This is a genomic window from Listeria sp. MAN/IMW/UF555 (assembly GCF_058684075.1).
In genome coordinates, this window is sequence record NZ_JBZWZS010000001.1 from 251923 (window position 1) to 276672 (window position 24750).

General features: G+C 36.3%; 24 protein-coding genes and 1 riboswitch. Of the genes, 20 read left to right on the top strand and 4 right to left on the bottom strand.

Features of this window, described 5'->3' with window-relative positions; all coding sequences use genetic code 11:
- From zurA to prsA1, 4 genes are all read left to right on the top strand, one after another.
- Entirely contained in the window at nt 1-774 is a 774-nt protein-coding gene (zurA, locus tag AC4PG8_RS01200) for a zinc ABC transporter ATP-binding protein ZurA (RefSeq protein ID WP_492169938.1), read from the top strand.
- Complete coding sequence (gene zurM / locus AC4PG8_RS01205) at nt 749-1627, top strand: zinc ABC transporter permease ZurM (RefSeq protein ID WP_003762272.1); 879 nt, start codon at nt 749-751, stop codon at nt 1625-1627. The genes zurA and zurM overlap by 26 nt, the downstream gene beginning before the upstream one ends.
- Complete coding sequence (zurR, locus tag AC4PG8_RS01210) at nt 1608-2033, top strand: transcriptional regulator ZurR (protein ID WP_003721950.1); 426 nt, start codon at nt 1608-1610, stop codon at nt 2031-2033. Before zurM ends, zurR begins: the two co-directional genes overlap by 20 nt.
- Nucleotides 2034-2170: 137 nt before the next feature.
- The gene (gene prsA1, locus AC4PG8_RS01215) at nt 2171-3055 is read left to right on the top strand and encodes a post-translocation chaperone PrsA1 (RefSeq protein WP_003762269.1); all 885 of its coding nucleotides are present in this window, start codon (nt 2171-2173) and stop codon (nt 3053-3055) included.
- A gap of 81 nt (nt 3056-3136) precedes the next feature.
- On the opposite strand, the gene AC4PG8_RS01220 is transcribed toward prsA1, so the two are convergent.
- The 3 genes from AC4PG8_RS01220 to AC4PG8_RS01230 all read right to left on the bottom strand — a co-directional run bounded on the left by AC4PG8_RS01220 (nt 3137) and on the right by AC4PG8_RS01230 (nt 5174).
- Complete coding sequence (locus tag AC4PG8_RS01220; RefSeq protein ID WP_185501120.1) at nt 3137-3463, bottom strand: AzlD domain-containing protein; 327 nt, start codon at nt 3461-3463, stop codon at nt 3137-3139.
- Nucleotides 3460-4161, bottom strand: a complete 702-nt coding sequence (locus AC4PG8_RS01225) for an AzlC family ABC transporter permease (protein WP_492169939.1) — start codon at nt 4159-4161, stop codon at nt 3460-3462. Before AC4PG8_RS01225 ends, AC4PG8_RS01220 begins: the two co-directional genes overlap by 4 nt.
- Before the next feature lie 212 nt (nt 4162-4373).
- Nucleotides 4374-5174, bottom strand: a complete 801-nt coding sequence (locus AC4PG8_RS01230) for a DUF1189 domain-containing protein (protein ID WP_492169940.1) — start codon at nt 5172-5174, stop codon at nt 4374-4376.
- A gap of 306 nt (nt 5175-5480) precedes the next feature.
- Between AC4PG8_RS01230 and AC4PG8_RS01235 the strand changes: the two genes are divergently transcribed.
- The 8 genes from AC4PG8_RS01235 (at nt 5481) to AC4PG8_RS01270 (ending at nt 15563) form a co-directional block, all read left to right on the top strand.
- A complete protein-coding gene (locus tag AC4PG8_RS01235) occupies nt 5481-6089 on the top strand; it encodes a superoxide dismutase (protein ID WP_003762264.1) in 609 nt (202 codons plus the stop codon).
- Between the two features lie 129 nt (nt 6090-6218).
- Nucleotides 6219-8384, top strand: a complete 2166-nt coding sequence (locus AC4PG8_RS01240) for a peptidoglycan D,D-transpeptidase FtsI family protein (protein WP_010991552.1) — start codon at nt 6219-6221, stop codon at nt 8382-8384.
- 198 nt (nt 8385-8582) lie between these two features.
- Complete coding sequence (locus AC4PG8_RS01245) at nt 8583-9626, top strand: aspartate-semialdehyde dehydrogenase (protein ID WP_070753092.1); 1044 nt, start codon at nt 8583-8585, stop codon at nt 9624-9626.
- A gap of 11 nt (nt 9627-9637) precedes the next feature.
- Entirely contained in the window at nt 9638-10849 is a 1212-nt protein-coding gene (gene dapG, locus AC4PG8_RS01250; RefSeq protein ID WP_003771836.1) for an aspartate kinase, read from the top strand.
- 14 nt (nt 10850-10863) lie between these two features.
- On the top strand, nt 10864-11745 hold the full coding sequence (dapA, locus tag AC4PG8_RS01255) for a 4-hydroxy-tetrahydrodipicolinate synthase (RefSeq protein WP_492169941.1): 882 nt from the start codon (nt 10864-10866) through the stop codon (nt 11743-11745).
- Nucleotides 11746-11764: 19 nt separating this feature from the next.
- Nucleotides 11765-13432: a ribonuclease J gene (locus AC4PG8_RS01260; protein ID WP_003766877.1), complete on the top strand. Its 1668-nt coding sequence runs from the start codon at nt 11765-11767 to the stop codon at nt 13430-13432.
- Between the two features lie 87 nt (nt 13433-13519).
- Complete coding sequence (locus tag AC4PG8_RS01265) at nt 13520-14860, top strand: dihydrolipoyl dehydrogenase family protein (RefSeq protein WP_492169942.1); 1341 nt, start codon at nt 13520-13522, stop codon at nt 14858-14860.
- A gap of 52 nt (nt 14861-14912) precedes the next feature.
- The gene (locus tag AC4PG8_RS01270; RefSeq protein WP_003762252.1) at nt 14913-15563 is read left to right on the top strand and encodes a hypothetical protein; all 651 of its coding nucleotides are present in this window, start codon (nt 14913-14915) and stop codon (nt 15561-15563) included.
- 38 nt (nt 15564-15601) lie between these two features.
- Here the strand turns inward: AC4PG8_RS01270 and AC4PG8_RS01275 are convergent, their stop codons facing one another.
- Complete coding sequence (locus AC4PG8_RS01275) at nt 15602-17203, bottom strand: ABC-F family ATP-binding cassette domain-containing protein (RefSeq protein WP_003771831.1); 1602 nt, start codon at nt 17201-17203, stop codon at nt 15602-15604.
- Nucleotides 17204-17342: 139 nt separating this feature from the next.
- Here AC4PG8_RS01275 and AC4PG8_RS01280 point away from each other — a divergent pair, with 139 nt between their 5' ends.
- The 8 genes from AC4PG8_RS01280 to AC4PG8_RS01315 all read left to right on the top strand — a co-directional run bounded on the left by AC4PG8_RS01280 (nt 17343) and on the right by AC4PG8_RS01315 (nt 24722).
- Nucleotides 17343-17726, top strand: coding sequence for an MmcQ/YjbR family DNA-binding protein (locus tag AC4PG8_RS01280; RefSeq protein ID WP_185520364.1), 384 nt, complete (start codon nt 17343-17345; stop codon nt 17724-17726).
- 69 nt (nt 17727-17795) lie between these two features.
- Nucleotides 17796-17906, top strand: a riboswitch (TPP riboswitch).
- Between the two features lie 67 nt (nt 17907-17973).
- On the top strand, nt 17974-18534 hold the full coding sequence (gene thiT / locus AC4PG8_RS01285) for an energy-coupled thiamine transporter ThiT (RefSeq protein ID WP_492169943.1): 561 nt from the start codon (nt 17974-17976) through the stop codon (nt 18532-18534).
- Between the two features lie 293 nt (nt 18535-18827).
- The gene (locus tag AC4PG8_RS01290; protein ID WP_003762247.1) at nt 18828-20021 is read left to right on the top strand and encodes a betaine/proline/choline family ABC transporter ATP-binding protein; all 1194 of its coding nucleotides are present in this window, start codon (nt 18828-18830) and stop codon (nt 20019-20021) included.
- Nucleotides 20022-20024: 3 nt separating this feature from the next.
- On the top strand, nt 20025-20681 hold the full coding sequence (locus AC4PG8_RS01295; RefSeq protein ID WP_003771823.1) for an ABC transporter permease: 657 nt from the start codon (nt 20025-20027) through the stop codon (nt 20679-20681).
- 1 nt (nt 20682) lies between these two features.
- Nucleotides 20683-21609: an osmoprotectant ABC transporter substrate-binding protein gene (locus AC4PG8_RS01300; protein WP_003771820.1), complete on the top strand. Its 927-nt coding sequence runs from the start codon at nt 20683-20685 to the stop codon at nt 21607-21609.
- Nucleotides 21610-21623: 14 nt separating this feature from the next.
- Nucleotides 21624-22295: an ABC transporter permease gene (locus AC4PG8_RS01305; RefSeq protein WP_003762244.1), complete on the top strand. Its 672-nt coding sequence runs from the start codon at nt 21624-21626 to the stop codon at nt 22293-22295.
- Nucleotides 22296-22407: 112 nt separating this feature from the next.
- Nucleotides 22408-23754 (top strand): Nramp family divalent metal transporter, encoded by a 1347-nt coding sequence (locus AC4PG8_RS01310; RefSeq protein ID WP_003771819.1) that lies wholly within the window; start codon nt 22408-22410, stop codon nt 23752-23754.
- 137 nt (nt 23755-23891) lie between these two features.
- On the top strand, nt 23892-24722 hold the full coding sequence (locus AC4PG8_RS01315) for a hypothetical protein (protein WP_003771816.1): 831 nt from the start codon (nt 23892-23894) through the stop codon (nt 24720-24722).
- Nucleotides 24723-24750: the final 28 nt, after the last annotated feature.

The window sequence follows — 24750 nt, forward strand, 5'->3', positions numbered from 1 at the left end:
ATGAACAAAATCATAGAAGTAAATAATGTAAGTTACCATTATGACAAAGAACATGCCTTAGAAAACATTCATTTTCAAGTGGAAAAAGGCAGTTTTACTGGTTTAATCGGCCCTAACGGCTCAGGTAAATCAACTATGTTAAAATTAATCCTTGGCGTACTCAAAAACCAACAAGGAAGTATAGCTTTATTTGGAGAAAAACAAGCAGATTTCAAAGATTGGGTCAAAATTGGCTTTGTTTCTCAAAAATCGAATGCTTTTAATTCCGCTTTTCCTGCTACTGTGAAAGAAGTCGTTGCAAGTGGTTTAACAAAGAAAAAAGGCTTATTTAAAACATTGAATAATCATGATAAGGAAGATATTGATTATGCTTTGAAACGAGTTGAAATGACGGATTATCTACATCGCAATATTGGCGAACTTTCCGGTGGTCAACAACAACGTGTTTTTATCGCGCGTGCATTAGTTAGTAGACCAGAGCTTTTAATTTTAGACGAGCCGACTGTTGGAGTCGATGTAGAAAATGTAAAAGCATTTTATGAGCTTTTAGCAGAATTAAACCGGACAGAAGAAATGACGCTTTTACTCGTAACGCATGATTTAGTTGCAGTGAATACGTATGTTAATCATGTTATTAGTATTAATAAACGAATTATTTTTGACGGTTCAGCCCATGAATATCAACATTATTTGGCCGACCGCGAACTTGAAATATTAGCAGAACAACGTAGAAGGGAGGATGCTTGCCTTGATTGCGACGCTTCTCCAGTATGATTTTATTCGTAATACCTTTATCGTTGGTATTGTTATTGGCGTTATCGCTCCACTGCTCGGAAGTTTCATCGTAGTAAGAAAGCTTTCGTTAATGGCTGATGCGCTCAGTCATGTGACGTTAGGTGGGATTGCGGTTAGTTTATTCTTAAGTAAAACATATTTGCCACTAGCAGCACTTAATCCTTTATATCTTGGTTTTGGTTTTTCCGTAGTTGGATCTTTATTAATGGAGAAATTACGAACCGTTTATAAACATTTTGAAGAACTAGCCATTCCGATTATTATGTCGGCTGGTATGGGTTTTTCAGTTATTTTTATTTCTTTAGCCAATGGATTTAATACTGATTTATTTAGTTATTTATTTGGAAGTGTAAGTGCCGTGAGTCGGACTGATATGATTACGATCGTTGTTACAGCAATCATCGTATTTATCGTTATATTATCCTTATATAAAGAGCTATTTTTGTTATCATTTGACGAAGAATATGCAAAAGTTTCCGGTTTGAAAGCTAAAATATTCGATATTATTTTTATGGTTTTAGTCGCTCTAGTTATTGCGTCTTCCATGCGAATCGTTGGTATTTTACTTGTATCATCCTTAATGACATTGCCAGTTGCAGCAGCGATTCGGATTGCCAAAGGATTTAAACAAACTATCTTACTTTCAATTTTATTTGGTGAAATTGCGGTTATTGGCGGTTTATTTACAGCTTATTATTTAAATTTAGCTCCTGGTGGGGCAATCGTCATTATTTCTGTTTTACTTTTAATCATCACCATTTTATATCAAAAAATACGTCAAAAAATATTAATTTCAAAACGAGGTGAGGAAAATGGGACTTACAGCAACTGAAGCGCTCATGAAAATGAAAGAAAAGGGCTATAAGCATACTGATAAACGTGAATTTCTAATTAACTTACTAGCTCGTAAAAATAAATATTTAACAGCCAAAGATGTGTTAGAAAATATGAAAGACGATTTTCCGGGAATTAGTTTTGATACAATTTACCGTAATCTCTCTTTATTTGTTGAGTTAGGTATTTTTGAAGAAACAGATCTTTCTGGTGAACGAAACTTCCGTCTGGCGTGTACACATGAGCATCATCACCATCATTTTATTTGTATGAAATGTGGTAAAACAAAAGAAATTATGATGTGCCCAATGGATTTTCTAACAGAAGCTTTACCTGGTTACCAAATTGATGGTCATAAATTTGAGGTTTACGGCGAATGCCCAGAATGTTTACAAGCCTCTTAATAGTAAAAAAGGTCCGCATTCAGGACCTTTTTTTATTTTGCAGATAATGTTCATAGTTATTTCATATTTGTTTCTTATTCTCGACACTTTTTATCGTTAAAGTAATAAGTAGCCGAAAGAAGAAGGAGAGGAACAGTTTGACAAAATTAAAAAAAGTGATGATTTCCCTAGTAGCAGCGACACTACTTTTACTCGCTGGATGCGGAAGTAGTGCAGTAGTAAAAACAGATGCAGGAAATGTCACACAAGACGAGCTATATGAAGCGATGAAAACGACTTACGGTAATGAGGTCGTGCAACAACTTACTTTCAAAAAAATCTTAGAAGATAAATACACTGTTACTGAAAAAGAAGTAAATGCAGAATATAAAAAATACGAAGAACAGTACGGTGACTCATTTGAATCAACCTTGTCGTCCAATAATTTAACAAAAACTTCTTTCAAAGAAAATTTAGAGTATAACCTTCTAGTTCAAAAAGCAACAGAAGCAAATATGAATGTAAGTGAAAGTAAACTAAAAACATACTACAAAACATGGGAGCCAGATATTACTGTGCGTCATATTTTAGTAGATGATGAAGCAACAGCCAAAGAAATTCAAACTAAATTGAAAAATGGTGAGAAATTCGCTGACTTAGCTAAAGAGTACTCAACAGATACTGCAACTAGCACAAATGGCGGACTATTAGATCCATTTGGTCCTGGTGAAATGGATGAAACTTTTGAAAAAGCTGCTTATGCACTTAAAAATAAAGATGATGTAAGTGGAATTGTTAAATCTACTTACGGCTACCATCTGATTCAATTAGTGAAGAAAACAGAAAAAGGCACTTACGCAAAAGAAAAAGCAAACGTAAAAGCAGCCTATATAAAATCTCAATTAACTTCTGAAAATATGACAGCTGCCCTTAAAAAAGAATTAAAAGCAGCTAATATCGATATTAAAGATAGTGATTTAAAAGATGCATTTGCTGACTATACAAGCACTTCATCTTCTAGTTCAACATCCACATCTAATTAAAGTTACTTCAGATCCACCAATAAAAAAAGCCCTTTACTGGTTTTGATTCCCGTCAAAAACACACTCCAGTAAAGGGCTTTTCTATATGACCAAACGAATAACAGCCATTGATATAATTCCTACAACAACAATCCACATTAAATTTTTCGTTAGAATAGCTGCAATGATAGTTGGTAACGTGGCAAGTAGGTTTTCAATATTAATACTAGGAAAACTATTTTCGTTTGTAATGAGAAGACTTTGAACGAAAAGAGCAGTCAGTATGCATAACGGTACATACGATAAATAGCGAATCACAACACTGGGTAGTTGCAGCTTTCGAACGAAGATAAAAGGTAAAACGCGTGGAATAAATGTCACTAAACCACAGCCTAAAATAACGAGTAGCGTATAATTACTTATTGTCATTTTTCAACTATCACTCCAATCAAACAACCAAGTAAGGTAGCCGCTAAAATGGCTAATTCTGGTGTCATAAAACGCATAAACACGATTAATAAAATCGCGACCATTAACATAATAACTAAACTTGTCACGATTTTTTTACTTTTATCGCTAACGACTTGTAAATAGAGCAAGCCGATAAACATTGCTGATAACGCAAAATCAAGACCAAACTGTTCTGGATTTGGCAACCAATTCCCAATGAAAGAACCTAAGATACAAGCTGCAATCCAAGCTATGTAGGCTGTTACGTTAATTCCGTGCATCCATTTTGCGCTAACTGGTTTTTTATTGCCAATTTGATTCATTGAAACGCCAAATGTTTCGTCGGTCAGAAGCGCTCCAATCCCAATGTTATTCAAAAGGGAATACTTTTTAAAATGAGGAGCTTCGGCCATACTCATCAAAAAATGCCGTGAATTAATTGAAAAAGTAGTAAAAATAATAGCTGAAATAGGGCTTTGTAATAATAATAATCCCGAAATAATAAACTGAGCAGCTCCAGCATAGACGATAATAGCGAGTAACGTTACTTCTAAGACGCTTAAGTGAGAAGCCCTTCCAACAACACCAGCAGCTATTCCAATACCAGCATAACCTAGTACAGTTGGCAAACAAGCCTTCACACCATCATAAAAACTAAGTTCGATTTCTTTTTCCAAAAAAACTCCCCCTTAAATTAAAACTAGGAGCCTTAATGTCAGGCTAAAAGTTATATATTCTTTTTTGCTAAAAGGTCAAATCTTCATGTGAGCTCGTTCAAAGCAATCGCTCCTTTTAGTTTTAATTTTCTAATCATACCACTTTTCTAATAGGAAATCATCTGCATTTTGCACAAAAAAACCACCTGCATAAAGCGCAAGTGGTTAATTTATTATTTTTCTAAAATAGTTGGTTCACTTGGTGGAATCGAGCGAATTGCAAGGAATACAAAGATCATACTTACAACCATATTGATTTCCATTCCAAAAGGAACAATTACTTGTAAAGCCTCCATAACCATCGTGAAAACAGCAGCTAATGTAATACTATAAGAAGCTATCATCCAGTTTTGACGGAAAGCAATACCCGTCCGACCGAAACCAGAAAGAATAAATCCAAATAACGCATAAAGAGCTACTCGGAAGAAAATCGATCCAAGCGTAAAGATGAACAGAACAAGCAAGGCGATAGGAATAAAGTATTTCGCTAGAGATTCAATGGACGTATACAGATTCACTAAATCAGATTTATTACTAATTCCAGCCGTATCATAACTTACAGATTGAGAAACACCAGCAGCAGTTATATAGATACTATCTGATAAAAAGGCTACTGCGCTATCATAAGAAGCAATTTTATTATCAACATCATCTTTATCTAAAGTTCCAGAGGCATCAAAATAAATATGTAATTCATCTTGGTCAATAGAGATGGGTATATTTTTGACAGAATTGTCCGTTAAGACTAATTTTCCATCTGTGACTTTAAAATCAGGAATTTCATTTGTAATTGTTTCTTCGCCGACTTTCAGCGCATTTTTGGTCGTAACGTTTGTAAAATATGCTAATGGAAGGAAAGTAACAAATGATAAAACAATAATGTAAACGATACTTTTTCTAATTTTATCATTTCGAAACGAAGCAATATCCGCAGGGGAATACAAACTCTTCCAGAAGCGTTTAAAAATATTCATTCTTTTTTCAACACCTCACCTAATGGTTTAACTTTTCATTTTCCGGGAAAAAGATACATGTATGTGCAAAAGAACGTAATTTTTCCACCTAAACTTAATCATAGCTTGAAATGAATGCAAAATCAATATTGAAACATCACTGAGCAGAAAAATTGCAAGCGTTTCTAGGTCGTGGTAGGCTAAATGGTGTAAAGAGAAACGTTATTTATGGCGTTAACTAGTTCTATAGGAATAGGATGTGTATCTTTCGCCTTATAAGTAATTTCTTTTCACGTAAAATAAAAACAATACAAGGAGGAATTTTTAATGACTTACGAATTACCTAAATTACCTTATACTTATGATGCTTTGGAGCCGAATTTTGATAAAGAAACAATGGAACTTCATTATACAAAGCACCACAATACTTATGTTACAAAACTAAACGAAGCGGTTTCAGGACATCCTGAACTTGCGGAAAAACCTGTTGAAGAATTGGTTGCTAACTTAGATAGCGTTCCTGAAGATATTCGCGGCGCTGTACGTAACCACGGTGGCGGTCATGCTAACCATACATTATTCTGGTCTATCCTTAGCCCAAATGGTGGCGGCGCTCCAACTGGTGACTTAAAATCTGCTATCGAAAGCGAATTCGGTACATTTGATGATTTCAAAGAAAAATTCAATGCAGCAGCTGCAGCACGTTTTGGTTCTGGCTGGGCTTGGTTAGTAGTTAATAATGGTAAACTAGAAATCGTTTCTACTGCAAACCAAGATTCTCCACTAAGTGATGGAAAAACTCCTGTTCTTGGCCTAGATGTTTGGGAACATGCTTATTACCTTAAATTCCAAAACCGTCGTCCTGAATATATCGACACATTTTGGAATGTTGTTAACTGGGATGAAGCTAACAAACGCTTTGACGCAGCTAAATAATAATAGAAAGACTCACTTCGGTGGGTCTTTTTTTATTTCTAATGAATTTCTAATGAACTTACAGTGGAAAAATGATGCTTTTTCAGCTACAATAGGGAAAGGTATTATTGAAAAGTGAGGTAACTTTGCGTGAAACTAAATTTTAGAAAAAAGAAAAAAGATTCCACTAAGAAGAAACGCGCCATCATTCCACTACGTTTAAATATTCTATTCTTTATAATTTTTATATTATTCTCCGTATTAATTTTACGACTTGGTATTGTTCAAATCGTGCAAGGGGATACGTACAAACGTCAATTAGAAGAAACAGATAATGTGACCGTTTCTAAGAATGTTCCACGTGGCAGTATTTATGACCGAAACTACAACTTATTAGTTGGTAATTCAGCAGTCAAATCGATTACCTACACAAGAAGCCAACAAACAGAAACTTCAGAAACACTTCACGTAGCTCAAACTTTACAAAAATTAATTACAATTGAACCAGAGAAACTAACCGATCGCGATTTGAAAGATTATTGGATTTTGACACATCAAACCGAGTCCTTAAATCGGCTATCTGCAAAAGAACAAGCGTTAGAATCTTCTAAAGCCTATAAAATCCAAGTTGAAAAAGTAACGAACGATGATATAGCTAAACTAACTACAGAAGATTTAAAAGTAGCAACAATTTATAAAAAAATGACAACAGGATACGCAATGACTGAGTCCGTTATTAAGAATAAAGATGTAACAGATGAAGAAATTGCCCGTGTTAGTGAAAACATGGATAGCTTACCAGGAGTTGATACAACGACAGACTGGAATCGCTATTACACTTATGACGAAACATTACGCTCTATTTTAGGTTCTGTTTCGACAGCAAAAGAAGGTCTACCAAAAGATAAAGCTGAGTACTACTTATCTCAAGGATATAGCCGAAATGACCGTGTTGGTAAAAGTTATCTAGAAGCCCAATACGAAAGCGTTCTAGCTGGTTCAAAATCCCAATCTGAGAGCGTACTTGACTCTAAAGGAAATATAATCGAAACAGTAAGTAAGTATGAAGGATCAAAAGGAAAAGACTTAGTTCTTTCCGTAGATGTAGAATTCCAGAAAGCCGTGGAAGATATTTTACGTAAAAATATTAAACAAGGTAAACAATATGCTGGTTCTGACTTATTTGATCGTGCATTTGTAGTCGCAATGGACCCATATTCTGGAGAAGTTCTAGCACTTGCTGGTCAAAAACTAAATGACAAAGGCGAGTTTGATGACTACTCCTTAGGAACATTCACCACTGCTTATGCAATGGGTTCCGCTGTCAAAGGTTCCACAATTCTTGGGGGCATCATGGACGGAGCAATTTCAAACAAAACGGTCTTCACCGACCAACCAATTGCATTAAAAGGAACCAAACCGAAAAGTTCTTGGTTTAATAGAACCGGAGCAGGTAACCGACCACTTGATCCAGTTGGCGCACTAGAAATCTCATCTAACTCATATATGTATCAAGTAGCAATGAAGATGGGTGGCGCTAAGTATGTTCCAAATGGCCCACTAAGAGCTCCACTAAGTACATTTGATGATATGCGTTATTATTACAATCAATTTGGTTTAGGCGTTAAAACAGGTATTGACCTTCCTGGAGAACAAGTTGGCTACAAAGGGGACGACCAAACAATTGGTAAAATTCTCGATTTCGCCATCGGTCAGTATGATTCTTATACACCGCTTCAAATGGCGCAATACGTTTCAACAATCGCAAATGGAGGATCTAGAATTGCACCAAGTATGGTAAAAGAAATCCGCAACCCTAGTACAAATGGTGATTCTGTTGGAACTCTTGCAACCGCAAATGAACCAAAAGTTTTAAACAAAATCGGCGTTTCAGATAATGACATCAAAACAGTCCAAAAAGGTTTTTATGAAGTAACTCATGGATCAACTGGTACAGCTAGAACCGTCTTTACATCCAGTGATTATGATGTTGCTGGTAAAACAGGGACAGCTGATGCCTTCTATGATGGACCAAAAGAAGGTAACAAAATGGCCAGTGTTTGGAATACAACATTTGTCGGTTATGCACCAGTTAAAAAACCAGAAATAGCGATTTCTGTAGTAGTACCTTGGATTTATCGTCCATATGGTACAGACCAAAAAACAAATATGAAGATCTCTAAAGAAGTTTTCGATAAATATTTCGAACTGAAAAAAGAACGTGCTGAATCCAATAAAGATGCTTCTAAAGTTGAACAACCAATTAACAATAAAGAAGCTGCTGCAAAAGCACAATCTGAACAAACCGAAAATTAATCAAAAAACCACTTTCATTCTTGTGAAAGTGGTTTTTTACATTTCAAACTGACAAACAATTAAAAAAATGGTGACTAATATAGATAAAAAACTGCGAAATGGCTTTGTTTATGGTATGATAAAGTAAGTGTAAAATTAACCAGATTTCTGTTTTAAAGCAGAGATACGAGGATTAAATTGAAGGAGGAATTGTAAACTATGACAAAAAGCTATCATGTCGCAGTTGTAGGTGCTACTGGTGCAGTTGGTACCCAAATGATTGAATTACTAGAAGAGGCGGCGACTTTCAAGATAAAGCAAGTTTCGTTCTTGTCTTCTATTCGTTCTGCTGGAAAAAAATTATCCTTCCGTGGGGAAGAGGTAACTATTCAAGAAGCTACACCTGAAAGCTTTGAAGGCGTAGATATTGCCTTATTTAGTGCTGGAGGTTCCGTTTCTAAAGCACTTGCAAAAGAAGCTGTAAAACGTGGAGCCATTGTAATTGATAATACGAGCGCATATCGCATGGATCCTGAAGTGCCGCTTGTTGTTCCAGAAGTAAACGAAAAAGCGCTATTCTCACATAAAGGTATTATTGCTAACCCTAACTGCTCTACAATTCAAATGGTAGCAGCACTCGAACCGATTCGAGAAGCTTATGGTTTAAATCGAATTATTGTTTCTACTTATCAAGCTGTGTCTGGCTCCGGAGTAAGTGCCATTCAAGAACTTAAAGACGGCAGCAGAGCTCTTTTAGATAACAAAGAATTCACGCCAGAAATCATGCCAGTAAAAGGCGATAAAAAGCACTATCCAATTGCATTCAATGCCTTACCACAAATTGACGTTTTCACGGACAATGATTATACATACGAAGAAATGAAAATGATCAATGAAACGAAAAAAATCATGGAAGACGATACTATTAAAGTTTCTGCTACATGCGTTCGAATTCCAGTTGTTAGTGGACATTCAGAAAGTGTTTACGTTGAAATAGAACAAGAGGGAGTAAGTGCAAAAGATATTCAAAATGCATTAAAAGCAGCCCCTGGTGTCGTTCTTGAAGATGATCCAGCAAATCAAATTTATCCGCAAGCCATTCAAGCTGCTGGTAAAAAAGAAGTGTTTGTTGGTCGCGTTCGCGCTGACATTGATGATTCTAAAGGCTTCCATATGTGGATTGTATCCGACAACCTACTTAAAGGCGCTGCATGGAATTCGATTCAAATTGCTGAAAGCTTAGTCAAACTAGCGATTATTTAGAGGTGTAAGTAATGAAAATCATAGTACAAAAATTCGGCGGCACATCCGTCCAAAATGAAAAAATTCGTCTAATGGCTTTTAACCATATAAAAAATGCCCTTAAAGACGGCTATAAAGTTGTAGTTGTTGTGTCCGCAATTGGTCGTTACGGGGATCCATATGCAACCGACACACTTTTAGAACTTATAGGAGCAAAAGATACTAAACTAACTGCTAGAGAGCAAGATACATTGCTATCTGTTGGAGAAACTATATCTGCTTCTGTCTTTACTAATATGTTAAAAGAGGCAGACATTAAAGCAGAAGCATTTTCAGGTGGTCAAGCAGGTATTATTACATCTAATAATCACTTGAATGCAAAAATCACCGAAGTCGATACAAAGCGCCTAAAAAAAGCGCTTGAAACACTTGATGTAGCTGTTGTTGCTGGTTTTCAAGGAATCACTGAAAACGGGGATATAACAACACTTGGTCGCGGTGGCAGTGATACTTCTGCTGCAGCTCTTGGTGTATCTTTACAAGCAGACTATATTGATATTTTCACTGACGTAGACGGTATGATGACGGCAGATCCACGCATTGTCGAACATGCGCGTTCACTTCCACGAGTAAGTTATAATGAAGTTAGTAATATGGCTTACCAAGGAGCAAAAGTCATTCATCCGCGCGCAGTAGAAATAGCGATGACTGCTAAAGTACCAATGCGTATCCGTTCGACTTACTTAGAAAGCACAGGAACTCTTGTCACATCTTTAGCGGATGATTCCGGTCATTTCGATGTAAAAGAACGAATGGTAACAGGAGTTGCACACGTTACAAATTTAACGCAAATTTTTGTCAAAACAGATACAGTAAAGGCACAACAACAAACTTTTAAAATATTAGCAGATGCAGGAATCAGCCTAGATTTTATTAATATATCAACTGATTCTGTCATTTTTACAGTCCCAGAAGAAAAACGTCGCGTCGTCAAACAACTTTTAGAAGAAGCAAACTTACAAACAACGGTTCGTGAAGACTGTGCAAAAGTTTCTATCGTTGGTGCTGGAATAACCGGAGTTCCTGGTGTTACAGCAAAAATCGTAGGAGCATTATCCGAAAAAAACATCCCAATTTTACAATCAGCGGATAGTCATACAACTATTTGGGTATTAGTAAGAGAAGAAGACTTAATTTCGGCAGTCAATGCCCTTCATGACGTATTTTGTTTGGAAATTAAGTAAGGAGGAAATGAAAGATGGATTTAGGGAAAGTAATTACAGCAATGGTCACGCCAATTCACCCAGAAAAAAATAAAGTATGCAAAAAAAGAATTCATCATCTCGTGAATCACTTAATAGATAACGGCTCAGATGGTTTAGTAATCGCTGGAACAACTGGTGAATCTCCAACTTTGTCACATGATGAAAAAATGAAATTATTCCGCCAAGTAGTGGAAACAAATGCAGGACGCGCGAAATTAATCGCTGGCACAGGTTCTAATAATACAGCAGAAACGATTGCTTTTACAAAAGAAGTAGCAGAACTGGGCGGAATTGATGCTGTCTTAGTCGTTGCGCCGTATTATAACAAGCCAAATCAAGATGGTTTATACGCTCATTTTGTTGCTGTTGCGGAAGCTTCTGATTTACCAGTAGTTATTTATAATATTCCAGGACGAAGTGTTGTTAATATCGAACCAGAAACAATTATTCGTTTAGCAAAATTACCAAATATTATTGGTGTTAAAGAATCAAGCGGCAACTTAGACAATATAAGTAAAATCATTGCTGAAACTTCCGATGATTTCCTCGTATATAGTGGGGATGACAGCTTAACCTTGCCAATTTTAGCAGTTGGAGGGAATGGCGTAATTTCCGTTGCAAGTCATGTGGTAGGAAATGAAATGCAAGAAATGATGCAAGCGTTTGAAAGCGGGAACGTAAAAAAAGCAGCAAGTATACATCGCTCGCTATTACCATTAATGAACGGTCTTTTCTCTGTGCCAAACCCAGCGCCAACTAAATACTTATTAAATCAACAAGGTATTAGCGTTGGACCTGTAAGATTACCACTTGTAGATTTGAATGCTGAACAAGGAACGAAATTACAAGCTATATTAGAAGGACTTTCTAAATAGTTCAAAGGAGGTCTACGCTTTGACAATAAAAAAAGCGAAAAACATAAAAATCATTCCACTCGGCGGTGTCGATGAAAGTGGCAAAAATTTATATGTAGTAGAAATAGACGAAGATATCTTTATATTAGATGCGGGCTTAATGTTCCCAGAAAACGAATTACTGGGAATTGATATTGTTATTCCTGATTTCAAATATTTAGAAGAAAACAAAGACAGAGTGAAAGCCATTTTCTTAACTCATGGTCATGAAGATGCGATTGGTGCACTGCCATACTTACTTCAAAAAATTAAAGCACCTGTTTACGGTACTGAGCTAACAATTGCACTTGCAAAGTCAGCGCTTAAAGAACACCGCAAACTACGCTTTAAAAATTTCCATGTTGTTGATGCAGAAACAACCTTATCTTTTTCTAAAATTGATGTATCTTTCTTCCGTACGACGCATACAATTCCTGATTCGGTCGGGATTGTGCTTGAAACAAGTGAAGGTTCCATTATTTATACTGGTGACTTTAAATTTGATCAATCAGCCAAAGATGGATATGCTTCTGATTTAAGTCATATTGCCGAATTTGGTGAAAAAGGAGTACTCGCTTTACTTTCAGATAGTTCAGAAGCAGAGCACCCTGGCACCACATCAAGCGACAGTTTAATTGAAGAAGAAATTAGACATGCTTTTAGAATGGCAGATGGTAGAATTATTGTTGCTTGTGTGGCTTCTAATTTGATTCGTTTGCAGCAAGTACTTGACGCATCCGTTGCTACTAAGCGTAAAGTCGCTATTGTTGGTAAAGAATTAGAGCGTGTATTTGAAATAGCAGGTAGCTTAGGTAAAATCGTTATTGAGGAAGACTTGATTATTCCTCTAAAAGAACTTAAAAAATATAATGATGAAGAAATCACTATTATTGAAACAGGAAACTTAGGTGAACCAATTCAATCATTACAACTAATGACTAAAGGTAATCACCCTCAATTTAATATTAAACCAGGAGATACGGTTTATATTACAACAACTCCATCACCATCACTTGAAACGATGATGGCGAAAACGATGGATATGCTCTATAAAGCTGGAGCAAAAGTATTAACGATGAGCAATAATCTTTTTATCTCTGGCCATGCAAGCCAAGAAGATTTGAAATTAATGCTTAACTTGTTAAAACCTAGATATTTCGTTCCTGTTCACGGTGAATACCGGATGTTAATTAGTCATGCGAAATTAGCTCATGAAGTTGGCATGGCGAAATCAGAAGTATTTATTGTCGGTAAAGGTGAAATTTTAGAATATAAAAATGATAAAATGACTGCTGGAAACCGTGTCTATTCTGGAAATACACTGATTGATGGGTTAGGTGTAGGAGACGTTGGAAACATCGTACTGAGAGACCGTAAGTTACTTTCTGAAGACGGTATTTTCATCGTAGTTGTTACGCTTAATCGTAAAACTAAAACAATTACTTCCGGACCAGAAATCATTTCACGTGGCTTTATCTATGTGCGTGAATCTGAGCATTTAATTGAAGAATCATCCAAAGTCGTAACAAAAATCGTCGAAAAAAACCTCCAAGAAACTGGCTTTGAATGGGCTAAATTAAAACAAGATATTCGCGATCAATTAAATCGCTACCTATTTGAGCAAACAAAACGACGTCCAATGATCTTACCAATCATTATGGAAGTCTAGTATGAACTGCTGCACCTCGATGTGCAGCAGTTTTTTTCGTTTAAAAGTAAAATAGAGGGGAAAACAAGCTAGGAAGGAGTGATTCAATTGACAGAATTTACATATGATGTAGTTATAATCGGAAGTGGTGCTAGTGGAACAACTGTGGCTTTTGAAGCGCAGGCAGCCGGTCTAAAAGTAGCGATTGTGGAAGAGCGTAGTTGGGGCGGCACATGTGTCCTTAGAGGCTGTGACCCTAAAAAAGTGTTAGTCGGAGCAGCAGAAGCAAGAAATCTTTCCACAAGATTACGTGGTAAAGGTATTAAAGAAGCAGCAACAATTAGCTGGACAGATTTAATGGCATTCAAAGAAACATTTGTAGAAGATGTGCCTGAAAGTCGCTTGGAAAGTTTTCAAGAAGCTGGGATTGAAACGTTTTTTGGACCAGCAAGTTTTCAAAACGAAAATACTTTGCAAGTTGGTAACGACATACTAAGTGCTAAAAAAATAGTGATTGCAACCGGCGCAACACCAAATACACTTAAAGTAGAAGGTCAAGAACATATTCAAACGAGTGATGATTTCTTATCACTTGAAAAACTTCCAGATTCAGTTGTTTTTATCGGTGGTGGTTATATTTCTTTTGAATTTGCATCAATTGCGCTAGCTGCAGGGAGAGATGTGCATATAATTCATCATAATAGCGAACCATTAAAGAAATTCGATCCCGATTTTGTAGCTGCCTTAGTTTCTACACTAAAAGAAGAAGGCATTCATTTCCATTTTGATACAGATATTACTAAAATTAATAAAAATGGTGAAAAACTTCATATCGAAGGTAAAAATGGCTTTTCACTTGAAACCGACTTAATTATCGGAGCAACCGGAAGAACGCCCAATATTGCTCATTTAGCTCTAGATAAAGCAAACATAGACTATACCAAAAAAGGCATTACAGTAAACGAGAAACTACAAACACCTAACCACGCACATATTTATGCATGTGGTGATGTAGCCGCTACAAAAGGCGCTCCGTTAACACCAGTTGTCAGTATGGAAGCAGCATTAGTAGCAAAAAATATTTTAGGCGGCAATGAAAAAATCGATTATCCTGCCATACCAAGCGTTGTTTTTACTAGTCCAAAACTTGCAAGCATTGGCATAAGCATGGAAGAAGCAAACGCCAATCCAGAAAAATATCAAATTAAAAAACATGATACAACGAACTGGTATACGTACAGAAGAACGAACGAAAAAATCGCCCTCGCAAAAATCATAGAAGACCGCGAGACCGGCCAAATTAAAGGTGCTCACTTCCTAAGTGAAGAGGCGGATTATATGATAAATTATATCGCTATCCTAATGAAAGCTAACTTAACTTTGGCTGATTTACAGTCTGTCATATTTGCATATCCATCACCTGCAAGTGATTTAACTGCTTTGAACTAGAGCTTAAATATGTTATAGTGAGGGAGAAATTCGCATAAAAGGAGCAAATTAGATGGAAATTTGGATTATTGCCGGAATATGTGCATTCTTAATTTTTATCAGCGGTATTGTTGTTTTATTTTTCCCAGCCAAGCGAAAAATCGGTGCAATTTTAACAAGCGCTGGAATGTTATTATTGGTTGGTTCTATTATTGGCATCATTGTTAGTTTTTCACATTACCAACAAGTTCAAAATGATGTATTCAATTATTCTTCTAAAGGTACAAGCCAAGCTACTGCAGAAGAAACAAAAACCTATCAAATAAACTATGAAGATTCCGCAGATAATATTAAGAAAAAAATCACCTCTGTCACGGTCGAAAAGAAAGAAACCTATTCAACAGTAGAAGGCAAGTCAGTTCCTGGCAGTATCACATTACAATTAGAAATAACAAACAATGCAGCTAAAACTCTCGAAACCTATCCGAATCAAGGTCAACTTGAAGCTAATAAAATGGATATAAATGGAGGAGATGCTGTTCTATCTGATTTTGAAACCACAGAAATCGAACCTGGTAAAACAGTTAAAGGAACAATCGTTTTTCCAGTAGAAAAATTAGATAAAGTTTCTGATATTACTTGGATTTCTTATAGTTTCCTAAGCTATTTAAAAGATTCTTCGACACCAATTACAACAGAAACAGGTAAAATCGAACTTAAATAAAAAAACAATATCCCGGAAATGGGATATTGTTTTTTTATTTATTCAGCTACATTCATAACTTCTTTTAAATATTCATCATAAGAAATTTCTTTATTATAAAATTGATCTTTTGATAAGTTAATAATACGAGTTGCGATAGTTTGTAGTAACTGATGGTCATGCGATGCAAAGATCATAGCGCCTTTGAACGCTTCAAGACCATTATTTAACGCAGTGATTGATTCTAAGTCCAAGTGGTTAGTAGGTTCATCAAGTAAAAGAACATTTGAACCTGAAAGCATCATTTTGGATAACATACAACGAACTTTTTCTCCACCAGATAAAACGCGTACTTTTTTCAGTACTTCATCACCACTGAATAGCATACGGCCAAGGAAGCCGCGTAAGAATGCTTCACTATCATCTTCAGGAGAGAACTGACGTAACCATTCCACAAGACTCATGTCGTTTTCCTCAAAGAACTCTGAGTTATCTTTCGGGAAATAGCTTTGGCTTGTTGTGATGCCCCATTTATAGCTACCTTCATCAGGTTCCATTTCACCAGCAAGGATTTGGAAAAGAACGGTTTTAGCAACTTCATCATCGCCAACTAAAGCAACTTTGTCATTACGGTTAATCGAGAAGGAAAGATTATCAAGAATCTTCACGCCATCAATTGTTTTAGACAAGTTTGTTACAGTTAGAAGGTCGTTCCCAACTTCACGGTCCGGTTTGAACTGAATGAAAGGGTAACGACGACTAGAAGGTTGAATATCTTCCAGCGTGATTTTTTCGAGCATTTTTTTACGACTTGTTGCTTGTTTGGATTTCGATGCATTCGCACTGAAACGAGCAATAAAGTCTTGTAATTCTTTCATTTTTTCTTCTTTTTTCTTATTACGATCGCCCATCATTGTTTGTGCTAATTGGCTTGATTCATACCAGAAATCATAGTTTCCGACATATAATTTAATTTTGCTGAAATCAAGATCCGCAATGTGCGTACATACTTTATTTAAGAAGTGACGGTCATGGGATACTACGATAACAGTATTATCAAAGTTAATTAAAAATTCTTCCAACCAGTGAATCGCACGGATGTCAAGGTGGTTGGTAGGCTCATCCAGAAGTAAGATATCTGGTTTACCGAATAAAGCTTGCGCAAGAAGCACTTTCACTTTTTCTCCACCAGTTAAATCTTTCATTAGTTTGCCGTGTAAGTCAGTAGGGATACCTAAGCCATTTAATAAAACAGCAGCGTCAGATTCTGCTTCCCAACCATCTAATTCAGCAAATTCGCCTTCAAGTTCAGCAGCGCGAATACCATCTTCATCACTGAAATCTTCTTTCATGTAAATGGCATTTTTTTCGTCCATAATTTTGTATAGACGTTCATGTCCCATTATTACAGTGTTAAGAACAAGTTCATCATCATACTGGAAATGATCTTGGCGAAGGACAGCGAGACGCTCACCTGAACCAATATGCACATTACCACTTTGAGAATCAAGCTCGCCAGAAAGCACTTTTAGGAACGTTGATTTACCAGCACCGTTTGCTCCAATAAGACCATAACAGTTACCTGGTAAAAATTTAATTGAAACATCTTCAAATAGCTTTTTATCGCCGTAGCGTAAGCCAACATTATTTACAGTTAACATTTTCTTCCTCCAATACTAAGTTACTTCTTCTTGAAATCAGAAAAAGCACAATTACTTCTATTTTAACATGGTTAGTTCAGCAAAGAAAGCTTACACGCATAAATAAATGTTATAATTGAAAAATAAGGAGGGAAGCTAAATGGATTATCAGCAAACTTTACAAGAAAAAGTCGCGCTTTGCCTTAGTTTGCAAGGTGCAAAGGAAACATTTCCATTTGATTCTAAAACACATGCTTTAACAATTGGCGCGAAAATATTTGCGCTCATCCATATGTATCACGGGGATTTATATGTCAGTGTTAAGTGCCAACCTGAGAGAATTGATTTATTGCGCGATGAATATATGAGTATAAAACCCGGTTATCACTTAAATAAAAAACATTGGATTACACTTGTGATTAATGAAAAATATGATGTCGAAGCGGAAACAGAATTTGCTTTAATTAAAAATAGTTATCAGCTAATTTTTGACAAACTACCAAAAAAAGCACAAAATACTGTAAGATTTTCTGCAAATGATTAAAGAAAACAAATAATTCTTTACAAAAAAACATCTCATGCTATAATGATTGTTGTACGATAATTTCATAGACGTTACCACAGGGGGGGCTTCTTAGCTGAGATTGAATCCGCGTGTTTTTGGATTCTGACCCTTTGAACCTGTTCGTTAATACGAGCGTAGGGATTGTGGCGATTGCATTTCTAACAATAGAAACTGCTTTCTTCTGGGGTACGTTTTTGACCAAAAAGAAGAGGGGAGTTTATTTTTTATGCAAAACAAACGATTAATCATTTTACTTGAATGTGCTATCTTTGCAGCAGTTGCGATGGTACTAAGCTTTATCCCGCTAGACATTGGTTCCAGTTTTTCGATTTCACTAGGAATGATTCCAATGTACGTTATTGCAATTCGTCGCGGTTTTTGGGCGGCTGGATTTGCTGGGCTTTTATGGGGGTTACTACATTTTTTAACAGGGAAAGCTTATATTTTAATGCCATCTCAGGCAATTATTGAATATATCCTGGCCTTCAGTTTTATTGCTTTCAGCGGAGTATTTAGTAAACAAGTTCGAAGTAATTTAGCTGCTAACCAACTAAAAAAAGCCATCGAGTGGGCGTGGGGAACCATGATTATTGGTGGTTTGGCTAGATATTTCTGGCATTATGTAGCTGGCGTTTTATTTTGGGGCGCTTATGCTTTTCAAGGTTGGGGAGCACAACTATTTTCAGCAGTGATGAACGGAGCTAGCTGCCTCGGAACCGTCGTTGTTTGTGGAATAGTTATCTCGATACTACTCAAAACAACGCCTAAATTATTCTTACCTAAATAAAGGAAAGCCCTGTTAGTAAATGCTAACAGGGCTTTTTAGTATGTTATAATAGAATAAATACTGTATTACAGCGTAACACAATGTTCATTTTTACGATTATAAGTTTAGCAGCGATGTTCTTTACGTGCCACAAGTACGAAATCATCTTGTTTAGTAACTTCCGTTTGAATGCCACACTGTCTTTAAGCTGTTTTTTTGTATTTAAAAAGTTTAAATCATTACTAGTTAGGGAAAAGATTTATCGATTGCCAATTTTTTTGGTAGTGGTAAAGAAAAAATGGAGGTGTATAAGCGTGTTAAAATTCGAACACGTAACGAAGACTTATAAAGGGGGCAAAAAAGCTGTTAATGATCTAACACTTAACATCGATAAAGGAGAATTTGTTTGTTTTATCGGTCCAAGTGGTTGTGGGAAAACGACAACAATGAAGATGATTAACCGGCTTATTGAACCTACAGAAGGCAAAATATTTATAAATGATAAAGACATCATGGCGGAAGATCCCGTCAAACTAAGACGTTCTATTGGTTATGTTATTCAGCAAATTGGCTTGATGCCACATATGACGATTAGAGAGAATATCGTCCTTGTACCAAAATTACTTAAATGGTCCGAAGAGAAAAAACAAGAACGGGCGAAAGAATTAATTAAATTAGTTGATTTGCCAGAAGAGTTTTTAGACCGCTATCCTTATGAATTAAGTGGTGGACAACAACAACGTATCGGTGTTTTGCGAGCGCTTGCAGCAGAACAAAATTTAATTCTAATGGATGAACCATTCGGAGCACTGGATCCAATTACTCGGGATTCTCTACAAGAAGAATTCAAGAATTTACAAAAAGAACTTGGAAAAACAATTATTTTCGTTACCCATGATATGGATGAAGCGATTAAACTTGCAGACCGTATCGTTATTATGAAAGCTGGCGAAATTGTTCAGTTTGATACACCAGATGAAATTCTACGTAATCCAGCAAATTCATTTGTAGAAGATTTCATTGGTAAAGACCGCCTAATTGAAGCAAAACCTGATGTTACACAAGTAGCACAAATTATGAATACGAATCCAGTGTCTATTACAGCAGATAAATCTCTACAAGCTGCCATTACAGTCATGAAAGAAAAACGAGTAGATACGTTACTTGTAGTGGATGAAGGTAATGTGTTAAAAGGATTTATCGATGTAGAACAAATCGATTTAAATCGCCGCACAGCAACTTCTGTGATGGATATTATCGAGAAAAATGTATTTTACGTGTATGAAGATACCTTACTCCGTGATACTGTACAGCGGATTCTAAAACGTGGTTATAAATATATTCCTGTAGTTGATAAGGACAAACGCCTTGTTGGGATTGTAACTCGTGCCAGTTTAGTAGATATTGTTTATGATTCCATTTGGGGAACGATAGATGATGTGGCAGAAAATCAGGAGGAACAAGCGGATTCCGAAACGACAGAACCAGAAATGAAGCAGGAGGGATAAGCTATGGACGCAATTGTTACTTTTTTTCAAGAAAACGGCCATAACTTGCTTGTTCAAACATGGCAACATCTTTTCATCTCCTTATCTGCTGTAATTTTAGGGATTGCAGTTGCCGTTCCTGTTGGAATTTTACTGACGCGTTCACCAAAAGTAGCAAATTTTGTTATTGGCGTGGTTAGTGTTCTTCAAACGGTTCCTTCACTCGCTATTTTAGCATTTATTATCCCGTTTCTTGGGGTCGGTACATTACCAGCGATTATTGCACTGTTTATTTACGCACTTTTACCAATCCTGCGTAATACTTTTATTGGAGTTCGAGGAGTCGATAAAAATTTAATCGAATCTGGTCGTGGTATGGGCATGACGAATTGGCAATTAATCATTAATGTCGAAATCCCTAACTCTATATCAGTAATTATGGCTGGTATTCGTTTATCAGCTGTATACGTTATCGCTTGGGCAACACTTGCTTCATATATTGGAGCTGGTGGACTTGGAGACTTTATTTTTAATGGCTTAAACTTATATCGTCCAGATTTAATTCTCGGCGGAGCAATCCCAGTAACTATTTTAGCCCTTGTAGTAGAATTCGCGCTTGGAAAATTAGAGTATCGTTTAACTCCAAAAGCCATCCGTGAAGCTCAGGAAGGGGGAGAATAACATGAAGAAAAAATTTATCGCGCTATTCAGCGTATTACTACTAACTAGTTCTCTTTTCTTATCTAGCTGCTCTTTACCAGGACTTGGAGGCAGTTCTAAAGATACAATACGCATTGGAGCAATGGCCACGACAGAATCACAAATCGTTTCCAATATTTTAAAAGAATTAATCGAACATGACACTGGTCTAAAAGTAGAAATTGTAAATAACCTCGGATCAACTATCGTTCAGCACCAAGCCATGTTAAATGGTGATGTAGATATTACAGCGACAAGATATACAGGAACAGACTTAGTTGGGCCTCTTGGAGAAGATGCTATTAAAGACCCTGAAAAAGCTTTAGCAGCAGTAAAAAAAGGATTTGAAGAGCGTTTCCACCAAACATGGTTTGATTCTTATGGCTTTGCTAATACGTATGTGTTCATGGTACGCCAAGATACTGCTAAAAAATACAACTTAACTACAGTTAGCGACATGCGTAAAGTAGAAAATGAGCTTACTGCTGGGGTCGATAATTCTTGGATGGAACGTGAAGGAGATGGTTATAAAGCATTTTCAAAAGCTTATGACATCGAGTTCAAGAAAATTTTCCCAATGCAAATCGGCTTAATTTATACCGCACTTAAAAACAATCAAATGGATGTGGCGCTTGGTTATTCAACAGATGGCCGTATCCCAACATATAACTTAAAATTACTAAAAGATGATAAAAAATTCTTCCCACCATACGATGCTTCAGCTCTAGCAACAGATGAAATTTTAAAGAAACATCCAGAATTAAAAACTACTATCAATAAGTTAAAAGGTAAAATCTCAACAGAAGAAATGCAAAAGCTTAATTATGAAGCAGATGGCAAATTAAAAGAACCATCCATCGTAGCGCAAGAATTCTTGCAAAAAAATAATTACTTTGAAGGTAAAAACTAAGGAGGTGCCAAAAGATGGACACATTAAAACAATTAATTGATTATTACCAAACAAATGGAAGTTATGTCATGGAAGAGTTCTGGCGGCATTTCTTAATGAGTGCGTACGGAGTTATCTTCGCCGCAATCATAGCGATACCACTCGGAGTATATATTGCTAGGAAGAAACGCTTAGCTGGATGGGTTATCCAAATTGCCAATATCATTCAAACTATCCCAGCACTCGCAATGTTAGCTGTACTTATGCTAATTATGGGTTTAGGAACGAATACAGTCGTTTTATCCTTGTTCCTATATTCTTTACTCCCAATTCTAAAAAACACCTATACGGGCATTAGAAACGTTGATGGGGCACTTCTTGAATCGGGTAAAGCGATGGGCATGACGAAATGGCAAGTGCTTCGTTTGATTGAAATGCCACTTGCTTTATCGGTCATTATGGCAGGTATTCGAAATGCGCTTGTTATTGCAATAGGTGTTGCAGCCATCGGGACATTCGTTGGAGCAGGCGGCCTCGGTGATATTATAGTCCGCGGAACCAACGCAACTAACGGAACCGCAATTATTTTAGCTGGAGCCATCCCAACAGCAGTCATGGCAATATTAGCCGATGTACTTCTAGGATGGGTCGAACGTACTTTAAACCCAGTTAAAAACAAAAGAAAAACATTAACCGAAGTCTTATAAAAACAATCGAAAACACAACCTACCAGCTTCATAAAAAGGTTGTGTTTTTCGTTTGACAAAGAATGTTTCCCGTAGTAAACTTTTTATCATAAACGAAAGAAGGTCAGGGAGCATGAAAAAGGAAAAAACAGAACGCACAAAACAAAGCTGGAGAAAAGCACAGAATGCTCCCAGCTTAAGCGAAGTAAATAATTCAGTAGCAATTCCCAAAAACGCAAAGTTCTTCCGGAAATTATTTGCATTTATGGGACCAGGTGCCCTTATTGCAGTTGGCTATGTTGATCCTGGAAACTGGGCGACATCCATTGCCGGGGGTTCGGAATTTGGTTACACTTTATTATCAGTTATTTTAATTTCTAATATTTTAGCCGTTTTACTACAATCACTTGCGTCAAAATTAGGTATCGTGACTGGGCGCGATTTAGCTCAAGCATCAAGCGATCATTTTTCCAAACCATTTGGCTTTGTCCTATGGATTTTAGCTGAATTAGCCATTATTGCAACTGATATTGCTGAAGTTATCGGTAGTGCGATTGCGCTTAATTTACTCTTTGGCATTCCTTTGATTTGGGGCGTTTGTATAACAGCATTAGATATTTTTCTTGTATTATTTTTACAACATAAAGGTTTCCGCTATATAGAAGTTATTGTTATTACTTTAATGGTGACGATTCTTGTATGTTTTGGAGCTGAAATGGTCATGTCACACCCAGATATGCAAGCAATTGCGAAAGGTTTTATCCCGCAATCAGAAATCGTTACGAACCCGGCAATGCTTTATATCGCACTCGGGATTCTTGGTGCAACAGTTATGCCGCATAATTTATATTTACACTCATCGATCGTGCAAACAAGACAATACGCGCGAACAAAAGAAGGGAAGAGAGAAGCGATTCGTTTTTCATTTATCGATTCAACGTTCTCTTTAACTATTGCGTTATTAATTAATGCATCTATTTTAATTTTAGCTGCTGCTGCCTTTTATACTACTGGACAACATAACGTAGCTGGAATTGAAGATGCCTATAAATTACTTAACCCAACACTTGGAAGTAGCATCGCCAGTACGGTGTTTGCGGTAGCTTTACTTGCTTCTGGTCAAAATTCGACATTAACAGGCACATTGGCTGGTCAAATCGTTATGGAAGGTTTCTTAAATATCCGTCTAAAACCAGTAGTACGCCGCTTATTAACCCGTGTACTAGCAATTGTTCCAGCAGTTATTATTACAGCACTTTATGGAGCAAATGGAATAAATGAGTTGCTTATTTTCAGCCAAGTAATACTCTCCATGCAACTATCTTTCGCTGTTATTCCCTTAGTTATGTTCACAAGTGATAAACAGAAGATGGGCGAATTCGTTAACTCACCATGGTTAAAAATAGTGTCTTGGTCTGTTGCAATTTTTATCGCAGTCTTAAATATCTACTTATTATTTTACACTTTAACTTCATTATAAAAAGAGAAGGTTACGATAATTTTATTATGTAAACAATTAAAAATAATTTTCTCATTTCTTTCCCTCGAAATTTTCATCTTTATGCTATATAATTGAATTATATAATACTAATGGCGTAGTAAAGGTGTTGATTAACGATGACGGATAAACTATTAAAACAACATAAAAGGCTTTTAGAACAGCAACATAAACTACCGTACACAATCAAACTGGACGGCGAAGTTTTCACAATCATTATTTATACAAAATTAAACAAAGTAGCTGGAGTCACTGTACTAAACTCAAAAGACGAACCAGCAACAATGAAAGAAGCAGAAGCAGTAGTTAATCGCATTCAAAAGTATAATTTCTATTTTGAATACTTGGGTAAACGTGCTCATGTAATTAAAGAACGCGATAGCATTATTGCTGAAAAGATAGAACAAACACAATTAATTCTAAATGATAATACTATTTTTGGTGAACAAATGCAGCCAACGATTGATGAACTTAATTTAGCGATGGAAGTTTATAAACAACAACAACGCAAATTAGACGTTTATCAAGAAGATATTACTTTGCTCAACCAAAAAATTAAAATGCAAGGTGAAATTTTAGAAGAAGACTGGGAATCAGCTGAAAATCTTTCCATTGCGTTTACCAAAGCTGCATATGCGCAAAGTATCTATTTAGAAGCAACACGAAAGAATCGGAAACAATTAGCAAAATGGTTCCATCTCCATCAAAAAGAATTACCAACTGAAAAACAAAAAGCATTAGGAAAAATCGTATCTGTTCTAAGTGATACGAATGCTGGACTTGTATTTGATCAAATTATTTCGCTTAGACCTCTTCTTGAAGAAGGCTTAATGCTTGATCATGAGCAGTCCTTAACCCAACGTGCTGCTGAATTTAATAAAGAGTTCGAAACACATTGTCGTTTCTATAAACCCAATATTAATAAAGTGAAAAATTTAATCAGACAATAACAAAAAAGCTAAGTGGCGTAAAAACCAC

Excerpts from the sequence above, each read along its gene's own strand:
- AC4PG8_RS01300 (WP_003771820.1), top strand. The coding sequence starts at position 20,683 with ATGAAGAAAAAATTTATCGCGCTATTCAGCGTATTACTACTAACTAGT.
- zurR (WP_003721950.1), top strand. The coding sequence starts at position 1,608 with ATGGGACTTACAGCAACTGAAGCGCTCATGAAAATGAAAGAAAAGGGC.
- AC4PG8_RS01230 (WP_492169940.1), bottom strand. The coding sequence starts at position 5,174 with ATGAATATTTTTAAACGCTTCTGGAAGAGTTTGTATTCCCCTGCGGAT.
- AC4PG8_RS01235 (WP_003762264.1), top strand. The coding sequence starts at position 5,481 with ATGACTTACGAATTACCTAAATTACCTTATACTTATGATGCTTTGGAG.
- AC4PG8_RS01305 (WP_003762244.1), top strand. The coding sequence starts at position 21,624 with ATGGACACATTAAAACAATTAATTGATTATTACCAAACAAATGGAAGT.
- AC4PG8_RS01275 (WP_003771831.1), bottom strand. The coding sequence starts at position 17,203 with ATGTTAACTGTAAATAATGTTGGCTTACGCTACGGCGATAAAAAGCTA.
- AC4PG8_RS01315 (WP_003771816.1), top strand. The coding sequence starts at position 23,892 with ATGACGGATAAACTATTAAAACAACATAAAAGGCTTTTAGAACAGCAA.
- dapA (WP_492169941.1), top strand. The coding sequence starts at position 10,864 with ATGGATTTAGGGAAAGTAATTACAGCAATGGTCACGCCAATTCACCCA.
- AC4PG8_RS01295 (WP_003771823.1), top strand. The coding sequence starts at position 20,025 with ATGGACGCAATTGTTACTTTTTTTCAAGAAAACGGCCATAACTTGCTT.
- AC4PG8_RS01280 (WP_185520364.1), top strand. The coding sequence starts at position 17,343 with ATGGATTATCAGCAAACTTTACAAGAAAAAGTCGCGCTTTGCCTTAGT.
- AC4PG8_RS01245 (WP_070753092.1), top strand. The coding sequence starts at position 8,583 with ATGACAAAAAGCTATCATGTCGCAGTTGTAGGTGCTACTGGTGCAGTT.
- zurA (WP_492169938.1), top strand. The coding sequence starts at position 1 with ATGAACAAAATCATAGAAGTAAATAATGTAAGTTACCATTATGACAAA.
- AC4PG8_RS01270 (WP_003762252.1), top strand. The coding sequence starts at position 14,913 with ATGGAAATTTGGATTATTGCCGGAATATGTGCATTCTTAATTTTTATC.
- AC4PG8_RS01220 (WP_185501120.1), bottom strand. The coding sequence starts at position 3,463 with ATGACAATAAGTAATTATACGCTACTCGTTATTTTAGGCTGTGGTTTA.
- dapG (WP_003771836.1), top strand. The coding sequence starts at position 9,638 with ATGAAAATCATAGTACAAAAATTCGGCGGCACATCCGTCCAAAATGAA.
- AC4PG8_RS01310 (WP_003771819.1), top strand. The coding sequence starts at position 22,408 with ATGAAAAAGGAAAAAACAGAACGCACAAAACAAAGCTGGAGAAAAGCA.
- thiT (WP_492169943.1), top strand. The coding sequence starts at position 17,974 with ATGCAAAACAAACGATTAATCATTTTACTTGAATGTGCTATCTTTGCA.